This window comes from Lacibacter sediminis (genome assembly GCF_014168535.1).
Lineage (GTDB): Bacteria > Bacteroidota > Bacteroidia > Chitinophagales > Chitinophagaceae > Lacibacter > Lacibacter sediminis.
The window spans coordinates 432,191-452,199 of record NZ_CP060007.1; the positions used below are offsets into that span (position 1 = coordinate 432,191).

General features: G+C 39.2%; 19 protein-coding genes. All 19 read left to right on the forward strand.

The features are described from left to right. Window positions 1-33: 33 nt before the first annotated feature. Entirely contained in the window at window positions 34-762 is a 729-nt protein-coding gene (locus H4075_RS02010; RefSeq protein ID WP_182803658.1) for an FkbM family methyltransferase, read from the forward strand. A gap of 30 nt (window positions 763-792) precedes the next feature. Next, complete coding sequence (locus H4075_RS02015) at window positions 793-1,512, forward strand: glycosyltransferase family 2 protein (RefSeq protein ID WP_182803660.1); 720 nt, start codon at window positions 793-795, stop codon at window positions 1,510-1,512. Window positions 1,513-1,516: 4 nt separating this feature from the next. After that, window positions 1,517-3,112, forward strand: coding sequence for a hypothetical protein (locus H4075_RS02020; protein WP_182803662.1), 1,596 nt, complete (start codon window positions 1,517-1,519; stop codon window positions 3,110-3,112). Between the two features lie 7 nt (window positions 3,113-3,119). Further along, entirely contained in the window at window positions 3,120-4,169 is a 1,050-nt protein-coding gene (locus tag H4075_RS02025) for a glycosyltransferase family 2 protein (protein WP_182803664.1), read from the forward strand. A 27-nt stretch (window positions 4,170-4,196) separates the two neighbouring features. Further along, complete coding sequence (locus tag H4075_RS02030) at window positions 4,197-5,144, forward strand: glycosyltransferase family 10 domain-containing protein (RefSeq protein WP_182803666.1); 948 nt, start codon at window positions 4,197-4,199, stop codon at window positions 5,142-5,144. A gap of 17 nt (window positions 5,145-5,161) precedes the next feature. Beyond that, complete coding sequence (locus tag H4075_RS02035; protein WP_182803668.1) at window positions 5,162-6,193, forward strand: O-fucosyltransferase family protein; 1,032 nt, start codon at window positions 5,162-5,164, stop codon at window positions 6,191-6,193. Window positions 6,194-6,240: 47 nt separating this feature from the next. Continuing rightward, the gene (locus H4075_RS02040) at window positions 6,241-6,885 is read left to right on the forward strand and encodes a hypothetical protein (protein ID WP_182803670.1); all 645 of its coding nucleotides are present in this window, start codon (window positions 6,241-6,243) and stop codon (window positions 6,883-6,885) included. Between the two features lie 37 nt (window positions 6,886-6,922). After that, window positions 6,923-8,803 (forward strand): hypothetical protein, encoded by a 1,881-nt coding sequence (locus H4075_RS02045; protein ID WP_182803672.1) that lies wholly within the window; start codon window positions 6,923-6,925, stop codon window positions 8,801-8,803. An 87-nt stretch (window positions 8,804-8,890) separates the two neighbouring features. Next, window positions 8,891-10,138: a hypothetical protein gene (locus H4075_RS02050; protein WP_182803674.1), complete on the forward strand. Its 1,248-nt coding sequence runs from the start codon at window positions 8,891-8,893 to the stop codon at window positions 10,136-10,138. Between the two features lie 11 nt (window positions 10,139-10,149). Beyond that, a complete protein-coding gene (locus H4075_RS02055) occupies window positions 10,150-11,214 on the forward strand; it encodes an NAD-dependent epimerase/dehydratase family protein (protein ID WP_182803676.1) in 1,065 nt (354 codons plus the stop codon). Between the two features lies 1 nt (window position 11,215). Further along, window positions 11,216-12,277, forward strand: coding sequence for an NAD-dependent epimerase/dehydratase family protein (locus tag H4075_RS02060; protein ID WP_182803677.1), 1,062 nt, complete (start codon window positions 11,216-11,218; stop codon window positions 12,275-12,277). Between the two features lie 15 nt (window positions 12,278-12,292). Beyond that, a complete protein-coding gene (locus tag H4075_RS02065) occupies window positions 12,293-13,009 on the forward strand; it encodes an FkbM family methyltransferase (protein ID WP_182803679.1) in 717 nt (238 codons plus the stop codon). A gap of 22 nt (window positions 13,010-13,031) precedes the next feature. Further along, window positions 13,032-13,796 carry a glycosyltransferase family 2 protein gene (locus H4075_RS02070; RefSeq protein ID WP_182803681.1) on the forward strand — a complete coding sequence of 255 codons (765 nt, stop codon included), beginning with the start codon at window positions 13,032-13,034 and terminating at the stop codon, window positions 13,794-13,796. 9 nt (window positions 13,797-13,805) lie between these two features. Further along, a complete protein-coding gene (locus tag H4075_RS02075; protein ID WP_182803683.1) occupies window positions 13,806-14,672 on the forward strand; it encodes a glycosyltransferase family 2 protein in 867 nt (288 codons plus the stop codon). 8 nt (window positions 14,673-14,680) lie between these two features. Continuing rightward, the gene (locus tag H4075_RS02080; RefSeq protein WP_255460286.1) at window positions 14,681-15,649 is read left to right on the forward strand and encodes a glycosyltransferase family 2 protein; all 969 of its coding nucleotides are present in this window, start codon (window positions 14,681-14,683) and stop codon (window positions 15,647-15,649) included. Continuing rightward, window positions 15,646-16,830 (forward strand): glycosyltransferase family protein, encoded by a 1,185-nt coding sequence (locus H4075_RS02085; protein ID WP_182803687.1) that lies wholly within the window; start codon window positions 15,646-15,648, stop codon window positions 16,828-16,830. Before H4075_RS02080 ends, H4075_RS02085 begins: the two co-directional genes overlap by 4 nt. A 29-nt stretch (window positions 16,831-16,859) precedes the next feature. Next, window positions 16,860-17,693, forward strand: a complete 834-nt coding sequence (locus H4075_RS02090; protein ID WP_182803689.1) for a polysaccharide deacetylase family protein — start codon at window positions 16,860-16,862, stop codon at window positions 17,691-17,693. Between the two features lie 30 nt (window positions 17,694-17,723). After that, window positions 17,724-18,677, forward strand: a complete 954-nt coding sequence (locus H4075_RS02095; protein WP_182803691.1) for a GNAT family N-acetyltransferase — start codon at window positions 17,724-17,726, stop codon at window positions 18,675-18,677. 31 nt (window positions 18,678-18,708) lie between these two features. Beyond that, complete coding sequence (locus H4075_RS02100; protein ID WP_182803693.1) at window positions 18,709-19,989, forward strand: glycosyltransferase family protein; 1,281 nt, start codon at window positions 18,709-18,711, stop codon at window positions 19,987-19,989. The last annotated feature ends 20 nt before the right edge of the window (window positions 19,990-20,009 follow it).

A 20,009-nucleotide genomic window follows, 5' to 3' on the forward strand; every position in this document is an offset into this window, starting at 1 on the left:
TTGCCAAACATTCTCCATTAATTTCTTTCTATCGTGAATATTGTAAAAAAATTTATTATTAGGACCACAGGTTACTGGATGCATAAACTCAGTAATCTTCCAGTGGGTGCCGATCTGTTTGTAGATATTAATCATAAGATCAACTACCCCTCTTTAGATGTGATATTTGATGTGGGTGCCAATGTGGGCCAGACAAGAACGTATTTTCGCTTTCACCTGCCTGATGTAAGGATCTACAGTTTTGAACCGGTGCAGGCAACTTTCCAACAGTTAAAAAATAGTGCCACAGGCGATGTAAATTGTGTATTAGAGCATATGGCTTTGGGCGATGAAGCCGGTGAAAAAGCCATTCGCTTGTTTGATAGCGATTTCGCCGTCCTTAATTCATTGCGTGAGGATGTGATGAATAACGCCGCTAATGCAAGAGAAGAAACGATCAAGATCGATACACTTGATCATTATTGCAGTGTGCACAACATTAAAAAGATCGATTTGCTGAAAATTGATACCGAAGGTTTTGAGATCAACGTATTAAAAGGCGCTGAACAAATGCTGCAAGGCGGCCATATCTCTTTTGTGTATTGCGAAACAGGGTTTCAGCAAACAAATCAACGGAATACTTATTTCCCGGTACTTACCGAACATCTTGCCCTGCATGGTTATTATTTTTTTGGGTTGTACAATACCGATTTTCATGACTGGAAACGAGGTAACCACCTTGCAAATGCACTCTATATCCATCAATCTGTTTTTCCTTCTTAACCAAGCAAAAAGATCTACCAAGACAACTACATGACCATAAAAAAATTATCAATCGTAATACCTGCTTATAATGAAGAGGCTACGATTCACAAAATTTTAGAAAAAGTGAACAAGGTTCAGCTGCTGGATAATATCTGTAAAGAAGTAATCATTGTAAATGATTGCAGCAGCGATGGTACGCAAATACGGTTGGAGGAATTAAAGCATCAGTTCGGTGATATGCCACTGCAGTTATTCAATCATACTGTTAACCAAGGCAAAGGTGCCGCTTTGCATACAGGTATAGCAAAAGCCACCGGTGAGGTAGTAGTGATACAGGATGCTGATCTTGAATATGATCCGGAAGAGTATAATATTTTGTTGAAACCATTTCTTGATGGGTTTGCCGACGTGGTGTATGGCAGCCGTTTCATGGGAGGCAATGCACACCGGATTCTTTTTTTCTGGCACAGCATCGGTAATAAAGTACTGACTTTTTTGAGCAATATGCTTACAAACCTGAACCTTACTGATATGGAAACCTGTTACAAAATGTTTAAACGTGAGGTGATACAGGGGCTTGACCTGAAGGAAAAACGGTTTGGCTTTGAACCTGAAGTAACGGCAAAAATTGCACGGATCAAAAACATCCGTATTTACGAGGTGGGCATCAGTTACTATGGCCGCACGTTTGAAGAAGGAAAAAAGATCGGCTGGAGGGATGGGTTCAGAGCGATTTACTGCATCCTGAAATATAAACTTGTAAAATAAGCGCATGCCTGCTACTGCTTACACCAACTATTTTTACCGGTTTGCTGCTGTTTGGTTACTGGCATTATTTGCCGGTTCTGTGTACAGCCCGCCATCTTTTATCTCTGATCCGGGTTTAGGATTTCTTGATCTTATCAACTTTTCAGAGGGTGGCCGATTTCAATATCACCGAATGCCTTCCATTGAAAATATTTATCAATGTGTGGAAGAACGTACCACCTGGTGGAGTCCCGGTCAATGGTTTTTTGTATACCTGTTTATGTTACTGAGGTTGCCATTGGGAATCGCTATCAGTTTAACTGTGTTGGTATCGGCGTGGATAGGCGTTACAGGTTGGCTTAAACTTTATCGTCGTTTTCAATTCAACGAAAAAGTGGTTTTATATGCAGGGTTACTTATCATTTTTTCCAGATATCTTTTTTCTGCTTTCCAGATTTACCCCGGTGCAAATATTCTTGAGTTTGCGGCTGCCCCCTGGCTGCTTTTGCTTTGGTTTAAATTGGAACAGAAACCTGTGTTGATCCGGGCATTGTGTTTATTACCGATGTTGATCGGTTCTTATTTTATAAAAAGCAGCATGCTTATTTTCTGGCTGGGAGTTATTGGCAGTTGTGTATCTGTTTTTCAATTAAAACAACTATCAATCTTTCGCCTTGCAGTGCTGGCGATTGTTTTTTTTACCGGAAAATATTGCTGCGATCTTTTGTTTACCGGGGGCGGTCTCACTCCGTTTAATTCGGACTCAACATGGATTGAGCTGGGAGCGAATAATATGATTCTTCTTCAACGATTCCTGTTTACTTTAAATGGACCCCTGCTTGCATCTATCGGGCTCGATGATTACGTTAACTATTTTTTGCAGAAACCAGGCAGCGTTATTTTTCCTGATGGTCATATCGCCATGCTGCTTATTTATGTTGGAGTACTTTTCTTTTTTGTTTTACTGATCCGTTATTTCCTGCAACAGCGGTTTAAGCTGAATGAGCGCTACCGAGACATTGTTGTTGCTGTTGCCGGAGTATTTATTGCATTTTTTCTTTACACGTTTGTCAGTGGTAAAAATATTAATGCCTACGAGGAGTCGAGACATTTCCGGCTGGCAGGGTTATTTTTATTGCCATTGGTTGTGCAATATGTTGAACAAAGGGTAAAGAAGTTTTTCATCGTGATACCGGTATTGATGTTTGTGTATGCCGGTTTATCATCGGCCAATAAACTTAACAGCACCAAAGTACTTTCGCCGAAATACAGAGTGCCGCTTGGTGAGATCAATTCGCAGGCCGACCTGGAAATTTTTCATGCTGCTGAAAAAAAAAGTGATTTTACCTATGTTATTCATTCCGGGTTGAAATATGATCTGGATCATTGTAAAACGATCTATAACCAGGATGATTTCATTTCGCTTGAAGTTATCAGAGCGAGACCTAAATCAGTTGTTAACAATAAAACAATTGTGTTTCTGTTGCCCGAACGTTTTGCCGGTAATGGCAAACGGGATGCAATACTGGCCAATTTTACTGCAGGTAATAAACAACAGGCCCCGGTTGCTGAGATCCGGAAGCTCAATAACTGGGAACTGATCACTGTTAAGTATTTTTAAAAAAGTAATGGCTACACCCAAAATATCCATCATTATCCCTGTTTATAATGCCGCAGGGTATATTGAACAATGTATCCGTTCGGTTATGACGCAAACCATAAAGGATATCGAGATCATAGCCGTGAACGATGGATCAACCGATGAGAGTAAAGAAATGCTCGATAGACTTGCAGCAACTGATGAGCGCTTGCTTGTGTTTCATCAAAGCAACAAAGGCGTAAGTGCCACCCGCAATTTTGGCTTGCAACAGGCAACAGGGAGTTATATTGGTTTTTGTGATGCTGATGACTGGATGGAACCCGACATGCTCCAAGAATTATACAACGCCATCACCCTGCAAAACTGCGAGTGGGCCATTTGTAATGTAAACATGCATAAAGAAGGTCAGCCATTAAAAGTGCGTTTGCAGTTGAAGGATGAGGTGATGGATGTGGCTGATGACCGTACAGGGTTATTACATGGTCTTATGCGTTTTTACTATGATTATGCTAACTGGAACAAACTGTTCAGCGCTGCGATTATCCGTAAATATCAACTTGGTTTCCGTGAGGATATGAGTATTTGGGAAGACCTGCTCTTTAACCTGCAATACCTGCATTATGTAAACAGAGTAGCAGTAGTGGCAAAGCCGCTATACAATTACCGCATTCTTCCCACATCTCTTTACAGCGGGCAGTCGAAAGACAGGGTGCCGCAATTCAACCTTTTGTACCGGCATTTTATTGACTTATCATCGGATTACACATCAACAGATGAACAGGAAGCATTCAGAAAGGAGATGGCCAGGCTTACTTATAATCATCTTTTGTACGAAGCTGAGGTGAGAGTAAGAAAAAAAACTAACCATTTCCTAGGCGTATGGAGAGGTTGTACCCTTGAACTGAATCGGTTTGATACAGGGGTGTTTTATTATTCAACCGATGAATTAAAAGGAATACAGGGTATTAAGAAAAACTTACTCCTCAAGAAGCAGTTCAATCTCTTTGCACTCATCATCGCCGTAAAGCCCTTGTTTAAGAAGCCGGCCAAATTCGTATTGAAGTTTTTAAGACGCTAAACCATTCTGCTCACCATCTCTGTAAGTATGCAAACCATTAAAGTAAAGTTTGGTTATTTCTGGCCCGATTTTAATGTGGTCGATAATTATTTTACCCGTGTTCTTTCAAAGAAATATAAGGTAGAATTGAGTGATGATCCTGACCTGTTCTTTTTTACACATGCCTATAACGGGAAACGTGATTACCTGAATTATAAATGCCACCGGGTGTTTCTTGGCTGGGAAAATGCAAGGGCCGACTGGAACTGTTGTGATTATGTGCTGGATTCTGATTTTTATACCGATAATCCACGACATAAACGCTGGCCTATCTGGGCAGCATGGGATACCACTAAATTGGTACAACCAAAAAGCCCTGAATTGTTTTTACAGAAAAAGAAATTTGCCTGTATGGTAGTGAGTAATGCAAAGGCAAAAGAACGAATTGCTTTTTTTCATGAGCTGTCGAAATACAAGCAGGTTGACTCAGGTGGCCGGCATCTTAATAATGTGGGCGGACCTGTTGCCAACAAAATGGATTTTATAAAAGATTACAAGTTTGTGATCTCTTTCGAAAACTCTAATTACCCGGGTTATACTACCGAGAAACTCATTGAACCGATGCTGGTAAACAGTATTCCTATTTACTGGGGTAATACAGAAGTGGGGAAGGATTTTAATACCAGGAGTTTTATCCATGTAAATGAATACGGATCTTACAAAGAAGCGATTGAACGCATCATTGAGCTTGACCGTGATGAAGAAAAATGTTTACAGATGGCAGCAGAACCCTGGTTTAAACAAAACGTAGTGCCTGCTGCTTTTACCCATGAAAGCCTAGAAGCCTTTTTCGATTTTGTGATCAGTGACATGAAAACAAAACCACCTGCTGCTACATCGTTTATTAAAAGCAACCTGCACAAAGCAGATCTGTTTAAGAACCGTATGCAGTCTGCTGTGTATGCACGCTTGGGTGTAACAAAAGGTTTCAGATAATGACAACTGTTTAAATAATGACAGGTTCTACATTGAATATCGATAATGAAATAGCACGACAGGAGTATCAAAAGTTAAATGCTTCGTTCAGTAAAAAACTGGTTTTCCATTTAGGTGCGGAAGCTGGTTTTTTTTCGGAGTATAACAATATGATCTTTGCAATGCTGTATTGTTTGCAGGAGAAGATCAGGTTCGTTTTGTATTCAGAAGATGCAAACTTTGGTTACAGGAAAGGATGGACAGATTATTTCATTCCCTTTTGCGAAGAAGATGTAAATCCACATCACTCAACTTATAATAAACGCAGACCTTATACTTATAAGCGGCGAACCGGTAAAAAAACAGTTGATGCAGCTTATAATACAATGGTAGCTCCACTGGTAAAGCAACGCAACAGTTTAAGAGACCAGCTTGCCAAAGTTGTTTATTTCAAAGAAACAGGTCCTTTTTATTATACCCATGAGTTATGGGAAGATTTTCATTCCCGTGAAATGGAAAACAAAACATTTCATTTTCCGGATTTACAGATCTATGGAGACCTTCGTTCCGCAAGCAGAAGACTTACGGAGCTTACGTGGATATACAATCATGAAGTAAAGTCGGAAATTGACGGGATCATTTCTTCCTTGAATCTTCCGGATGAATACGTTGGTCTGCATATCCGTGGTGGCGATAAGTTCGTTGAATTCGACTTGCATGAAATTGACACCTATATCAATAAGGCAACATCATTGAGTAACTGTAGAAATGCTTTTGTACTCACAGACGATTACAGGATCATTGAACAACTCAATCAGAAGTATCCCGACTGGCATATCTATACACTTTGTGATAAAGAAAGCAGGGGCTACTTCCATTGGGATTTCATCAAGCTGGATAAAACACATATTCGTAACCAGCATGTACGTTTATTTGCTTCTACTGATGTTTTGAATAAGGCTGCCTTTTTTGTTGGAACATTTAATTCAAATGTTGGCGCTTACCTGGGTGTTCGTATGGACCGGGACAAATGTTTTGGCGTTGACTTTGATGACTGGCGCATTTTTTAATCAGCAACACTTTTTATTTCCCTTGTATAAGTATTAAATAACTGAACATGAAATCTGTATTAAAACGTATAACACCTTTATTGAGCCTTTACCGTTTCCTTTGGAAGAAAAAGAATGAATTCCACAATTGGTACAATATACCGAGTTATAAAACAAAGCGTGAAACAATTCTGAGCGTAGCAAGAAAGTATAACCAACATACAGTGTTTATTGAAACAGGTACTTATATGGGTGATACGGTTGAGTATGTGAAAAATCAATTCTCAAAAGTTTTCTCCATTGAACTGAGCCAGGAGCTCGCAGAAAAAGCAAGACAACGTTTTTCTGCCGAAAGTAAAATTTCCATTGTACAAGGCGATAGTGAAACACAACTGGGAAACATTCTTCATTCGGTAAATGCTCCCTGTTTGCTTTGGCTTGATGGACATTATTCTTCTGAGTTTTGGGTTGGCGATAAGTATGTAGTTACAGCAAAGGGAGAAAAGGAAACACCGATCCTGGAAGAGTTAAGACAGGTGGCAAATCATTCCATTAAAAATCATGTGATCCTGATCGATGATGCAAGATTGTTTGTTGGTAAGAACGATTATCCTCCTATGAGTGAGTTGCGTTTGTTCGTAGCTGCTAATTTCCCGGGATATACCCTTGCTGTTAAGAATGATATTATTCGAATACTTCCTAAACACGGCTGAGCAATAAATAGCGTGACAATTTTTCCAAACTGATTACATGACCGTTCTTACTAACCTAAAGCAAAAACTATTTTCTTTCGACACGCTCTGTTGGGGCCTGTTTCTGCTTCTTGTGCATGCATTCCGGTTTTTATCCTTACCAGAAAACGGGATTGACCCTTCGTGGCGCATTGCTATTAACCTGGCGCATCAACAGAATCTGCAATTCGGTGAAGATTTCATTTTCACTTATGGTCCGCTTGGTTATCTTGAATCTGGCTTGCCGGATCATGTATCGGTAATAACACTCATTTTGTTCCGGTTGTTTTTGATCGGTAATGCCATCTGGTTTATTCTTCAAGTTCAACGAAAGTTAAACGACCAGTTTCGCTTTTTCCTTTTATTGGCTGTTTTCGTTTTTTTCAATTTTCTTTTTTCTAACCAGGTCGATTTTCAACTTTATTTCTTTTTCCTGTTTCACCTGTTCTCTTACTTAAAGGAACGGAAGCTTGTTTCGTTGTTTTTTGTTTTAGTTATTACCGTACTCAGTTTTTATATCAAGGTGAGTACAGGTATTATTCTGAATGTTTTATTACTGGCGTCGTTGTTTTACTTAGCCATTACAAGGCTTATGAAATGGCCCCATCTGCTTATCGGTATTTCGGCTGTAGCTGTCCTGCATTTATTACTTTCACTCATACTTCCAATTAATACGGGTTCTTATATCAAAAATGGGCTTGATCTTATAAATTATTACAACGATGTCATGTTTTTTGGACCGCCGCCCTACGTTGTTCTTTCTGCACTGGCAGTAATAGGATTAATGCTGTTCCTATTTCTTGCGAATCCTCTTCCAGTACTAAAGAGCAAACAGGAGCTTTTTTTATTCGGTCATGCATTCGCTTTTCTCTTTGTTGTATTCAAACAGTCGTTTGTGCGGCCGGATATGATTCATATCCCTGTATTTTTTTCTAGTGCCATTTGTTTGCTTCTGTTATTGTATTTGTTCACCAATATTGAAAAAACAAGGTCTTATGCCTTGAATGCGTTCCCGCTTTTACTGTTGTTATGTTGTTTGCCTGAGATTGGAAGAGCAAACTTTTTTAATAACGTGGGTAACCACATTAAACAGCTTGTTCGCTACAACACGGAGGCAGCCCGCAATTTTGACGAACAAAAAGGAGGATTAGGCTTGCCGCAGGGAATGATTGACAGTATTGGAAAAGGTACTGTTGATGTAATTCCTTCAGAAATTTCGTTTGTATATTATAACCGGCTTAGCTACCAGCCACGGCCGGCCATTCAATCTTATGCTGCTTACACACCTAAATTGATAATGGCTAATTACGATGCCTATTTATCTGCAAAAGCTCCTGAGTTTGTGATCTATCATCCTAATCAGTTGCAGGAAAACCGACATCCGTTTTGGGATGATATGCATACGCAACTGGCTTTGTTGCAGAACTATCACATGATTGATTCAGTTACTATTCCCGGTAAAGAATTGCTGTTATTTAAAAAGAACAGTGTTGCAAAGCAGCTACATAAAAAATTATTACTTGATACAGTGTTGGAGTTAAATAAGAAAATAACGATCCCTCAAACAGATAAGCTATTGTTTATGGAATGTGACTTTGCGTATACCATGCCGGGAAAACTACGGAGGTTTTTTTATCAACCTCCGGCGATCTACCTGCAATTACAAGTGAACGATACAACCAGCTACAATGTAAAGGCGTTGTTTCCAATTGTAAAAACCGGAGTTTTGCTGAACAAATCTTTACTGAAAGATAAAGGAGCGCTTGATTTTAATAAGGTGCGTACTTTCTTCAGCAACAGCGATTCTTCTTTTAGTGATGTAAAGGCAATAGAGTTTAATGGTAATAGTAAGATGGTAAAACATTCATTCAGGGTGAAGTTCTGGGAGTACAGTTTATAGCCTATATGTACCAATTTATAGATTTTACTAAATGCACGATGACTGTTTACCAGTTTATTCTGATAATTTTTATTTCATACTTTATCAGTGACGAGAAATAGACTTGCTTTTTTTAAAGGAAATCTTTCAAATAGAAAGATATTTTTCCTTCTACTGGCAGTTTGGTTTTTTGCTGTAATTACGTCAAGACCTGTTTCCGTGCGTGAACCATTCCGTTACGGATCCTTTATTAAGAAAGATATTAGTCAAATTAACTCAGATGAGCTGCATGTTAATTTTTATTATTTGGTTTTTCAGAATCCATATAATGGGCAGGCTCATTTATATGTAAAAAAGTATATTGAAACTCATCCAGAAGATGGACCTGATAAAAATGGTGGGGTATCTCATCTACTAAAACGTAATATCCGTGTGGGTATTCCAATACTTGCAAATTTATTTCGTCTACAGGTTTGGCATTTTTATATATTACAATTTGTAGCAGCATTCGTCTTTCTAATACTACTTTATAAAACAATTTTAATAGTTAATTTAAATAAACCAGAACAAGCTTTCTGGTTCGTTCTTGCTTTTGCATGTTCAATAATTTTTAAACAGTTTTTTATTGACCCTGGTCACTGGGACGTATATGCCTGGCTCTTTATGATGCTTACTATTTGGCTAGCGTTAAAAGGTAACCTGTTGTTTATCCTTACTTTTACTTTTGCTTTGCTAACTGATGAACGTACTTTGTTTTCAATACCCGTAATAGCAATATTGCTTTGGTGTCAGGCATTAGTACCTGAAAGAGAGAGAAAATTGATGAAATTCATTAACGGCTGCACGGTTGCTTTAATCATTTTATTTATATGGAGGTATCATTTCATTAACACAGTCAATGACAGAGATTTTTCCGGCATCAGTGTAAGATATATTATTTACAACTTAAGAGCTATAGCAAGCTCTTTGTTTTTATCTTATGAATTTCTTTGGCTTTTGGCATATGCTGTTTTAGTATTCATTATCAAAAGCCGAATGTATAAGCAAGTGGCTATTATTGCATTTTTATTTTTGCCTTCCTTGTTAGTTACATTCATGGTGGCAGATTTGGCACGTTCTATCGGTTATCTTTTTCCATTTTTTATTCTAATAATTCAACAATATCAGCAAAGCGCTATTGCAACTGGAGTTATTAGTATTAAACATGTCGCCATTTTGAATGCTGTTTTTCCTTCTTATTACCCTTTTCTATACAGTTCAACCATATCAGATTATCCACCGTTTTGGGGGTTTTATGAACTTGTTGTCCCAGCTTTCAATTGGGCATCAGAGTTACTCGATAAACTTTTACTTTAAATTTGTTGCGAATGCACTGTATTTTAATAACTGGTGGTTGCGGTTTTGCAGGGTCAAACTTGGCACTTTATTTTAAGGCTGCTTATCCTGAAGCAAGGATTATTGCATTTGATAACCTCAAGCGCCGTGGCTCAGAGTTAAGTCTTGCCCGTCTAAAAGCGGCAGGTATTGAGTTTATCCACGGCGATATCCGCAACAAAGAGGATTTTGAGGAAGTGGGTAAGGTCAATTTTATTATTGAAGCGGCAGCAGAACCATCTGTGCTTGCAGGTATTGATGGCACACCAGATTATGTGGTGAACACCAACCTGCTGGGTACCATCAATTGTTTAAATTATGCTGTAAAACAAAAAGCAGGTATTATCTTTTTATCGACCAGCCGTGTTTATCCTTTTGGTTTGCTTGATGAAGCGGCCTATACAGAAAGCGATACACGTTTTCATTTCAGTGATCAGCAAACGATCAAAGGCGTTTCGTCAAAAGGAATCACAACGGAATTCCCACTTCACGGTGCGAGATCGCTTTATGGTGCCACAAAACTTGCTTCAGAACTTTTGATCACCGAGTATGTAGAATTTCTCGGGTTGAATGCTGTCATTAACCGATGCGGAGTACTTACAGGTCCCTGGCAAATGGGCAAGGTAGATCAAGGAGTGATCGTATTATGGATGGCCCGTCATTTCTGGAAAAGAAATCTTACATACAATGGTTATGGTGGCATGGGAAAACAGGTAAGAGATATGTTGCATATTCATGACTTGTTTCGCCTTATTGATTGGCAAATGCAACATATTGATGCTGTGAACGGGCAGATCAATAATGTGGGTGGTGGTATTGATTGCAGTGTATCGCTAAAAGAACTCACCGCTATATGTGAAGACCTCACAGGAAACAGCATTACTATAACGCCAGTGCCGGAAAATCGTAAAGCAGATGTACGGCTATACGTAACAGATAATACAGGTATCATGGACAGCACAAGCTGGCAGCCTTTGTACACACCCGAAAAGATCATGCAGGAAATTTATGTATGGATCAGGGATCATGAAGAACAACTAAAACCAATTTTATATTAACATGTCAGTAGCTATTGTAACAGGATCGGCAGGATTGATCGGAAGTGAATCCGTAAGTTTTTTAGCGGATAAATTTGATACCGTTGTGGGAATTGATAACAACCTGCGCCAGTATTTTTTTGGCGAAGATGGTTCTACCAAATGGAACAGGGAAAGACTTGCCAACCAGTACGACAATTATAAGCATTATACGGTCGACATCAGAGATACCACTGCTTTGCAAAAAGTATTTGAAGAGTATGGCAGCGCTGTACAACTCATCATTCATGCAGCTGCACAACCCAGTCATGATTGGGCAGCACGAGAACCACTAACCGATTTCTCTGTTAATGCAACGGGCACGTTGAATATGCTTGAAATGACAAGACAGTTTTGTCCTGAGGCTATTTTTATTTTCACTTCTACCAATAAAGTGTATGGCGATACGCCCAATTACCTGCCCTTGGTGGAAACTGAAACAAGATGGGAGATCGATTCCTCACATGCTTATTACAAGCATGGAATTGATGAACACATGAGCATTGATCATACAAAGCACTCATTGTTTGGGGCCTCTAAGGTTGCTGCTGATGTACTGGTGCAGGAATATGGTAAATACTTTGGTATGAAGACCGCTGTGTTTCGTGGCGGTTGTTTAACCGGCCCCAATCATTCTGGTGCACAGTTACATGGTTTCCTGGCTTATCTTATGAAGTGTGCCATTACGGGTAATCAGTACACCATCTTTGGTTATAAAGGAAAACAGGTGCGTGATAATATACACAGTAACGACCTGGTAAATATGTTCTGGCAGTTCTATCAGAACCCAAGACCAGGGGAAGTTTACAATGCAGGTGGCGGACGTTTTGCCAACTGTTCTATGCTGGAAGCAATTGCACTCTGCGAAAACATCAGCGGTAATAAAATGAATTATACTTATTCTGATACCAACCGCATTGGTGATCATATCTGGTACATCAGTGATCTTTCTAAATTTAAACAACATTATCCCGAGTGGAACTGGAAGTATGATCTCACTGTTACACTGGAAGAAATGTTCAATGCGTTGCGTTCACGTCTCTAAGCACCACAATTCCTTATGTCATTACGTATAAAGCTTATTCAATTCCTGATCGATATTAATGAGAAGCTGATCTTTTATCCCAGGCTTTCGAACTATTACCGTAAACATGTTGAGGTGAAGAAGCCGGTCATCTTTGATGTGGGTGCTAACAAAGGACAGACCATCAGCTTCTTCCTGAAGTTATTTCCGGAGGCATCCATCTTTGCATTTGAGCCTAATCCCCGGTTGTATCAAGTGTTGAAGAAAAAATTCGGGCACTTAGAAAACGTAAAACTCATTAATAAAGGAGTCAGTAATCAAAGCGGGAAGTTGCTGTTAAAAGAAACAGTGACCGATGAGACTTCAACATTTGAAGAATTGAACTACGATTCTGATTACCTGAAAATGAAAGCTAAAGTACTTGGTGTAAAGCCAGAGGAAGTAGTTGCAGCTTCGTATGAAGTAGATGTGATTACACTAAAGACGTTTATAAAAGAAGAATCGCTTGACTTCATCGATGTTATTAAAATTGACACAGAGGGACATGAATTAAAATGTCTCGAAGGTCTGTTTGAAGGGAACACTGCAAGCATCAACTTTATTCAACTGGAACAACACCACGATGATATGTATCTGGAAGCGGTGAAAGCTGATGAGATCGATCTGTTGTTACAAAATAAGGGGTTTGCTGTAAGTGCAAAGATCAAACATGGTTTTGGTGACTTTGAAGAGTTGATGTTTAAACGGCTTTGATCTTTAAAATCTTTATACAAGTATGCTCAAACTTTCCATCGTAATACCTGCCTATAATGAAGAGGGTTCCATTGCAGAGACGGTGCAAACTCTTTATGAGGTATTGCAGAAATATAAAATTGATCATGAAATTGTTGTGATCAATGACAATTCAAAAGACAATACGATTCAGGTACTGCAAGGGTTGCAACAGCAGGTTCACTCGTTGGTTTATTACACCAATGATGGCCCTAATGGTTTTGGCTATGCAGTACGGTATGGGTTAGAAAAATTTAGCGGTGATTGTGTGGCGGTGATGATGGCAGATCTATCAGATGATCCGGTAGATCTGGTGCGTTTTTATCATCGTATGCTTGAAGATAATGTGGATTGTGTGTTCGGGTCCCGTTTTATCAAAGGTGGTAAGCTCATTGATTATCCGTTTCACAAATTTGTGATCAACCGTATGGCGAATACGATCATCCGTATGGTGATCGGTACCCGTTATAACGATGCAACCAACGCATTTAAATTATATAAAAAGGAAACTATTGCAGGTATACAACCGTTAATGGCACCCCATTTCAATCTTACGATTGAACTGTCATTGAAAACCATTGTGCGTGGATATACTTATACTGTTGTTCCAAACTCCTGGCGTAACAGAAAGGCTGGAGTTTCAAAATTAAAGATCAGGGAAATGGGCAGCCGTTACTTTTTTATATTGATGTATTGCTTTATTGAAAAATTTTTCTCCAGAGGAGATTACAAAAAAAATATCCTTCACACAGATTCGAAAGTGAAGTAAGTTCTATTGATGGAATTACCATTGCTGAGTGTTTTAATGACTTCCTATGACCGGGAGCAGTATATTCCTGAAGCCATTGAAAGTGTATTAGCTTCAACTTATACCAATTTCGAGCTGATCATTGTAGATGATGGATCGAAAGACATGACTGTGGAGATCGCACGATCGTATGCAGCCAATGATCCCCGGATCAAAGTATATGTAAATGAAGTGAACCTCGGCGATTACCGGAACCGTAACAAAGCGGCTTCGTATGCCAAAGGCGAGTTCATCATGTATGTTGACAGTGATGATAAAATTTTGACAGATGGGTTTGAACGATGCATTGCAGTCATGCAGCAGTTTCCGCAAGCAGGTTTTGGAATGCAATTCAACGAAACAGGCAAAAGCCCTTTTATGCTTTCACCAAAACTAGCCATTCAGCAACATTTTTTTAAAAAACCCTGTTTAATGATCGGTCCCGGTGGTACTATTCTTCGCCGGAGTTTTTTTGAAAAGATCGGACGTTACCCGGAAAAGTATGGTCCTGCCAACGATATGTATTTTAATTTGAAAGCCGCAGCAGCAGGTCCAATACTGATGTTGCCATTTACGTTTAATTATTATCGTATTCACGAAGGACAGGAACTGAACAACAAATACAGTTATCTCTATAACAATTTCAATTACCTGCGTGATGCCTTGCAGGAACTCGATCTGCCATTAACAGAAAATGAAAAAAGCTGGTTAATGAATAAGAACAGACGCAGGTTCCTCGTGAACTTTTTGAACTACTGCCTGCAAACAAAAAATTTTTCAAAGGCATTTGCTGCACGGAAGCTGGCAAAGTTTGGAGTAGCGGATACTTGGAAAGCGTTGGTACATCCTTCACTATAAGTTATTGTTTGCTGGTTTCTGTTATCATACCTGTTTATAATTGTGGCCAATCATTGCACCGAACTATGCAATCGGTGTTGGCACAAACCCATCAATCAATCGAAATCATTCTTGTTGATGATGGCTCAACAGATAATAGCTATCTGCTGGCAAAACAATACGAAAGCAACGGTGTACAGGTGATGCAACAAAAAAATGCAGGCGCTGCTGTTGCACGCAACACGGGGTTGGCTGTTGCAACAGGAGATTATATCCAGTTTCTGGATGCAGGTGATGTACTGGATAAAGCAAAGATCGCTGCACAGGTAAGTGCTTTGCAAAACCAACGGGATAAAGTAGCAGTATGTAACTACAAACAGTTTACAACAGAAGTAGAATTAACAGATCGTGTTTATCCCGATCAGTCAGCCTTTATTTATTCAAGCGATGATCCACAGGATTTTTTGATTGATCTCTGGGGTGGAAAAGGGAACCTGAATTTTATTCAAACCAATTGCTGGCTGGCAGCAAAACAGCTGATTGAAAAAGCAGGTGGCTGGCGGGCTTACCGTTGTCCCGATGATGATGGAGAGTTTTTTGCAAGGCTGTTACTGGCAAGTGAAGGAGTTGTGTATGTGCCGGGTGTTTACAATTATTATCATATTGAGCCGGGTGCTGCAAACCAGTTAAGCCAAAGCAAGAATAAAAAATACTTGCAGAATACATTACTTACGATTGATCTCAAACACCAATACCTGATAAAGAAAGGAAAGCATCCACTCATTAACAAAGCCATCGCAGCACAATACCTGCGGTTTGCGGTTGATCAGTTTCCGGCACAAAAAAATTTATCGGCTATTGCCTACAAGCGTTATCAATCGCTTGGAGAAAACGTACAGTTACCTGTGTTGGGTGGGCGTATGATTGAACTAATAAAAAATATTTTCGGCTGGCGTGTTGCCCGGCTTACCCGTTATTACCTGCGCCGTTCCAGATGAAACGAATGTTGTTTATTACTTCCACCAATCTTGCTGCCAATCCCCGTTTGGTAAAAGAACTTAGTTTGGCCATTGATGCAGGTTACGATACAACAGTTGTGCAATTCAGCGTGGGTAACTGGAGCGATGGTTTAACTACTGCTTTACAGCAGCGGTTTCAAAACACTGCGTTTATTTCTTTATCTGCGTTACGGTCGCCCTTTTTTCCATGGTTATGGAGTTCGTTGTTACAAAAATTTTACAATTCCTTACCAGTTTCTTTCTTAACAACCGAAATGTTATCGATTGTGACAGGAAAGCGTTCGTGGATTCTGTTGCGGTTCTTAAAAAAAGTAAGTCAATCGTATGATTGGGTAATTGCACACAACCCCGGCGCATTTTATCCTGCTTATGTATATTCGCAACGTTCGGGTGCAAAGCTTGGTATTGATGTGGAAGATTATCATCCGGGAGAAACAACATTTCCCAAACAACAGCAGCAAATGTTGCGGTTAATGCAGCTACTACTACCAAAGGCAACGTATTGCTCTTATGCTGCGCCCTTAATTGCTGCTGAAGTACAAAAAAATATTCCCGGCATGTTAAATAAACAACTGGTGCTCCTTAATGGTTTTTTAGCGAGTGAGTTTATTGCGCCGGAATTGCAAACGGGTAATCGTTTAAAGCTCGTTTGGTTTTCGCAAAATATTGATTCAGGAAGAGGATTGGAAGAAGTGATTCCTGCAGTGAACGAATTACATTCTTTGGTTGAATTACACCTGATCGGCTATCTGCAACCACAGTTTGCAGAAATGCACTTAAAAAACAGGAACGGGATTGTGTTGCATGATCCCATGCCGCAACACGAGCTTCATACTTTTTTAGCTACCTGCGATGTTGGACTTGCAACAGATGTACCTGTAAACAAAAACAGGGAGTTGGCATTAACCAATAAAATACTGGCGTATGCACAGGCAGGGTTGTATATTCTCAGCTTTCCCGTGCAAGCACAGCTCGATTTTTTAAAAACATATCAACTGCATTACAGCATCATGAATAATAGTTGTGCTGCAATTGTTCCGGTTTTAACGTCGCTCAACAAAGATTTTATTAACGCTGCAAAAGCCGAACAGTTTACTATAGGAATGCAGTTTGACTGGAAAAAACTGGGAAGACCTTTGGTTGAAACCTGGCAGCAGTAGATACAGCATTCTTTTTATTCAAATACGAGATGGAATTAATCCGCACATTTAAAGAGTTTAACAGTAATGAATCACTTGTAGAAAAAGCGAGGAGTACAGTTCGTGAGCTGGCAATCTTAGCTTTATCACAAAAAAGCTCCATTGCTGCTTCAAGTAACTGGATAAGGTTCCCTTATTATCATCATGTGTTTGATGATGAGCGAAGAGATTTTGAGCGGCAATTAAAGTACCTGCGCAATTTCGGTGAATTTATTTCGATAGATGATGTGTGCAATATGATGAATGATAAAGCAGCGATTGATGGCCGCTATTTTTGTGTAAGTTTTGATGACGGGTATCGTTGCCTGCATCACAATATGATGCCGATAACAGCGGAAATGAATATCCCTGTTATTATTTACCTGCCAACAATTTATACAGGGTTGAGTGAAACAAATGAAGAAGACCTTGTTCTCATCAAAAATAATTTACCCGGTAATTCTAAATTACTTTCTTTCTTAAACTGGGAGCAGTGCAGGGAAATGCTGGATCATAAGATCAGCTTTGGATCGCATACAAAAACACATGCGCATCTCGCACGGTTATTACCTGCAGAAATAGAACATGAGTTACTGGAATCGAAAATAGTGATCGAAGAAAAACTGCAGCAAGTATGTAAGCATTTTGCCTGTCCGTGGGGAAGAGTGAATATTAACTTTGATCCTGCAATAACAACACCCATTGCGCAAAAGTTGGGTTACCAGACTTTTTGCACAACAGACAGAGGTAAAACCCAGAAAGGCGATGATTTATTTCAGATCAGGAGAGATCATTTGCTGGCGAATTGGAGTAATTATCAATTGAAGTATTTTTTTTCCAAATAAGCAAACAATCAATCAAAAATCAATTTCACAATGGAAATTAAGTTGTATGAAGACTGGATGAAGCCACAAGTAACAAAGCTTTTCAGTATGCAGTACGAACGGCCTGAAGAAGAGGTGGCCGTTACAATGGAAAATTTTTATGAGCATCCTTTTCAAAAAGACAAATGCATTCGCATCGTATCAATGGACGGAGATAAAGTAACCGGGTTTCAATCGCTGTTTTACTGGCCTTATCAAAAAAACGGGCAAGTTTATAATTCGTTTCAATCCGGTAATTCACTGGTTCATCCTGATTACAGGGGTAAGGGAATTTTTCAAAAGCTACTGAACTATCTTGATGAATATAACAAAGATTTGAAAATTGATTTTTTGATGGGATTTCCGGTACAGATGTCTTATGGCAGCTTTATGAAAAACAAGTGGGCGAATCCATTAAATATTGTTTGGCATGTAAAATTTCTGAATCCATTTGCTTTTCTTTTTTCTGTTGATGGAGTCATATCAAAGTTTGATAAACAAATGAAGCCCGTTGATCAAAAAATACCGGCAAACAGTTACCGGCTGGCAAAGGATGCTGCATTTGAGAAATGGATCAATGCATCAAGAGATCAGCAACCCTATTGTTTCTTTCATTACAGTGAAGGACAAAATGCTATCAGTTTTTCTTTAAAAACAAATAAACGGAGCCGCTGGTTTAATGAACTTATTATTGGTGACATCAGAACAAACAGCAGCGATGAAGTATTTATCAAAAAAGCGTTTTCAAAACTTTCCCGAAAAGCCTTTGCGAGTTTACGGGTTACGGCATTGACTATTGCATTAAATGAAGACTCCGCACTTCCTGTTTTCTCAGTGATAAAATCAATGGGATATGTGAGTACTAAAAAATCAATTTATTTCATTACAAAATCATACGGCAATAATAAAGATATTGAGGATAAACAATGCTGGGTGTTATATCGCAGTGATGTAGACACCTGGTAATTTCAAACTTGCAAGTATAAATCGGTTCTTTTTGAAGAAAATTCTCATCATAACGCCACACTATCCTCCATCAAACCTTGCGGCTGTTCATCGGAGCCGTTTGTTTGCAGAACATTTACCTGCTTTCGGTTGGCAACCCATACTCTTAACTGTGCATGAAGATTTTTATGAAGAAGAACTGGATTGGAATCTTCAGCAACTTTTACCTGCAAAACAGCGTATTGAAAAAGTAAATGCATTCAACGTCACTAAGCCCAGATTGGTAGGTGATGTTGGCCTGCGTGGTTTTTTTCAACTCCGTAAACGGGCTTTAGAACTGTTACGTCAGGAGCAAATCGATTTTGTGTACATTCCTATCCCTTCGTTTTATGTTTCATTGATCGGGCCTTACCTTCACCGTAAAACAGGTGTAAAGTATGGGATTGATTATATTGATCCATGGGTGCATCAATTTCCCGGCTCAGATCGGTTCTTCTCCCGCCATTGGTTCAGTACGAAGCTTGCAAAGTGGCTTGAACCCAAAGCAGTGAAACATGCATCTCTTATAACAGGGGTGGCTGAAGGTTATTATAAAGCTGTTTTAGAGCGTAATCCTTATTTAAAAAACAGTTGTTTAACCGGTGCTATGCCTTATGGCGGTGAGCAACTTGATCACAAACGTTTGAAAGAATTGGAATTGCAGCCGTATTTATTCCGCAAGAATAACAAACTGCAATTGGTTTATGCAGGCGCCATGCTTCCCAAAGCCTACGGGCCTTTAGAAATGATTTTCCGGTGTATGGCAGAATACAAAGATTCATTTTCGGATGTGGAATTCCATTTTATCGGGACGGGTAAGTTGTCGAATGATCCAAACAGTAATTCAATTAAACCACTTGCAGAACAATATGGTTTGTGGCAAACGGTAATATTTGAATATCCAAAACGTATTCCTTATCTGGATGTGCTGGTTCATTTAGAAGCAGCAGATGCTGTATTTATTTTAGGAAGTACTGAACCACATTATACCCCAAGTAAATCATATCAAGGAGTTTTAAGCGGCAAGCCTATTCTTGCTGTTTTACACTGTGCAAGTTCGGCAGTACGGGTATTGGAAGACTCACATGCCGGAATTGTTTTTGAGTTTAATGGAGAAACTGACATTGAGAAAATTTATACTGGCTGGGTAGAAGTGTGGAACAGATTTTTGAGTTTCAGAAAAACTTTTAAAAGCGAAAGCGTAAGTCAAAATGTGTTTGAACAGTATACAGCAAAAGCAGTTACAAGTCAACTGGCATCATTATTAGATAAAGTAGTTACGAAAATGAAATGAGAGCTAACCATGTTCAACAT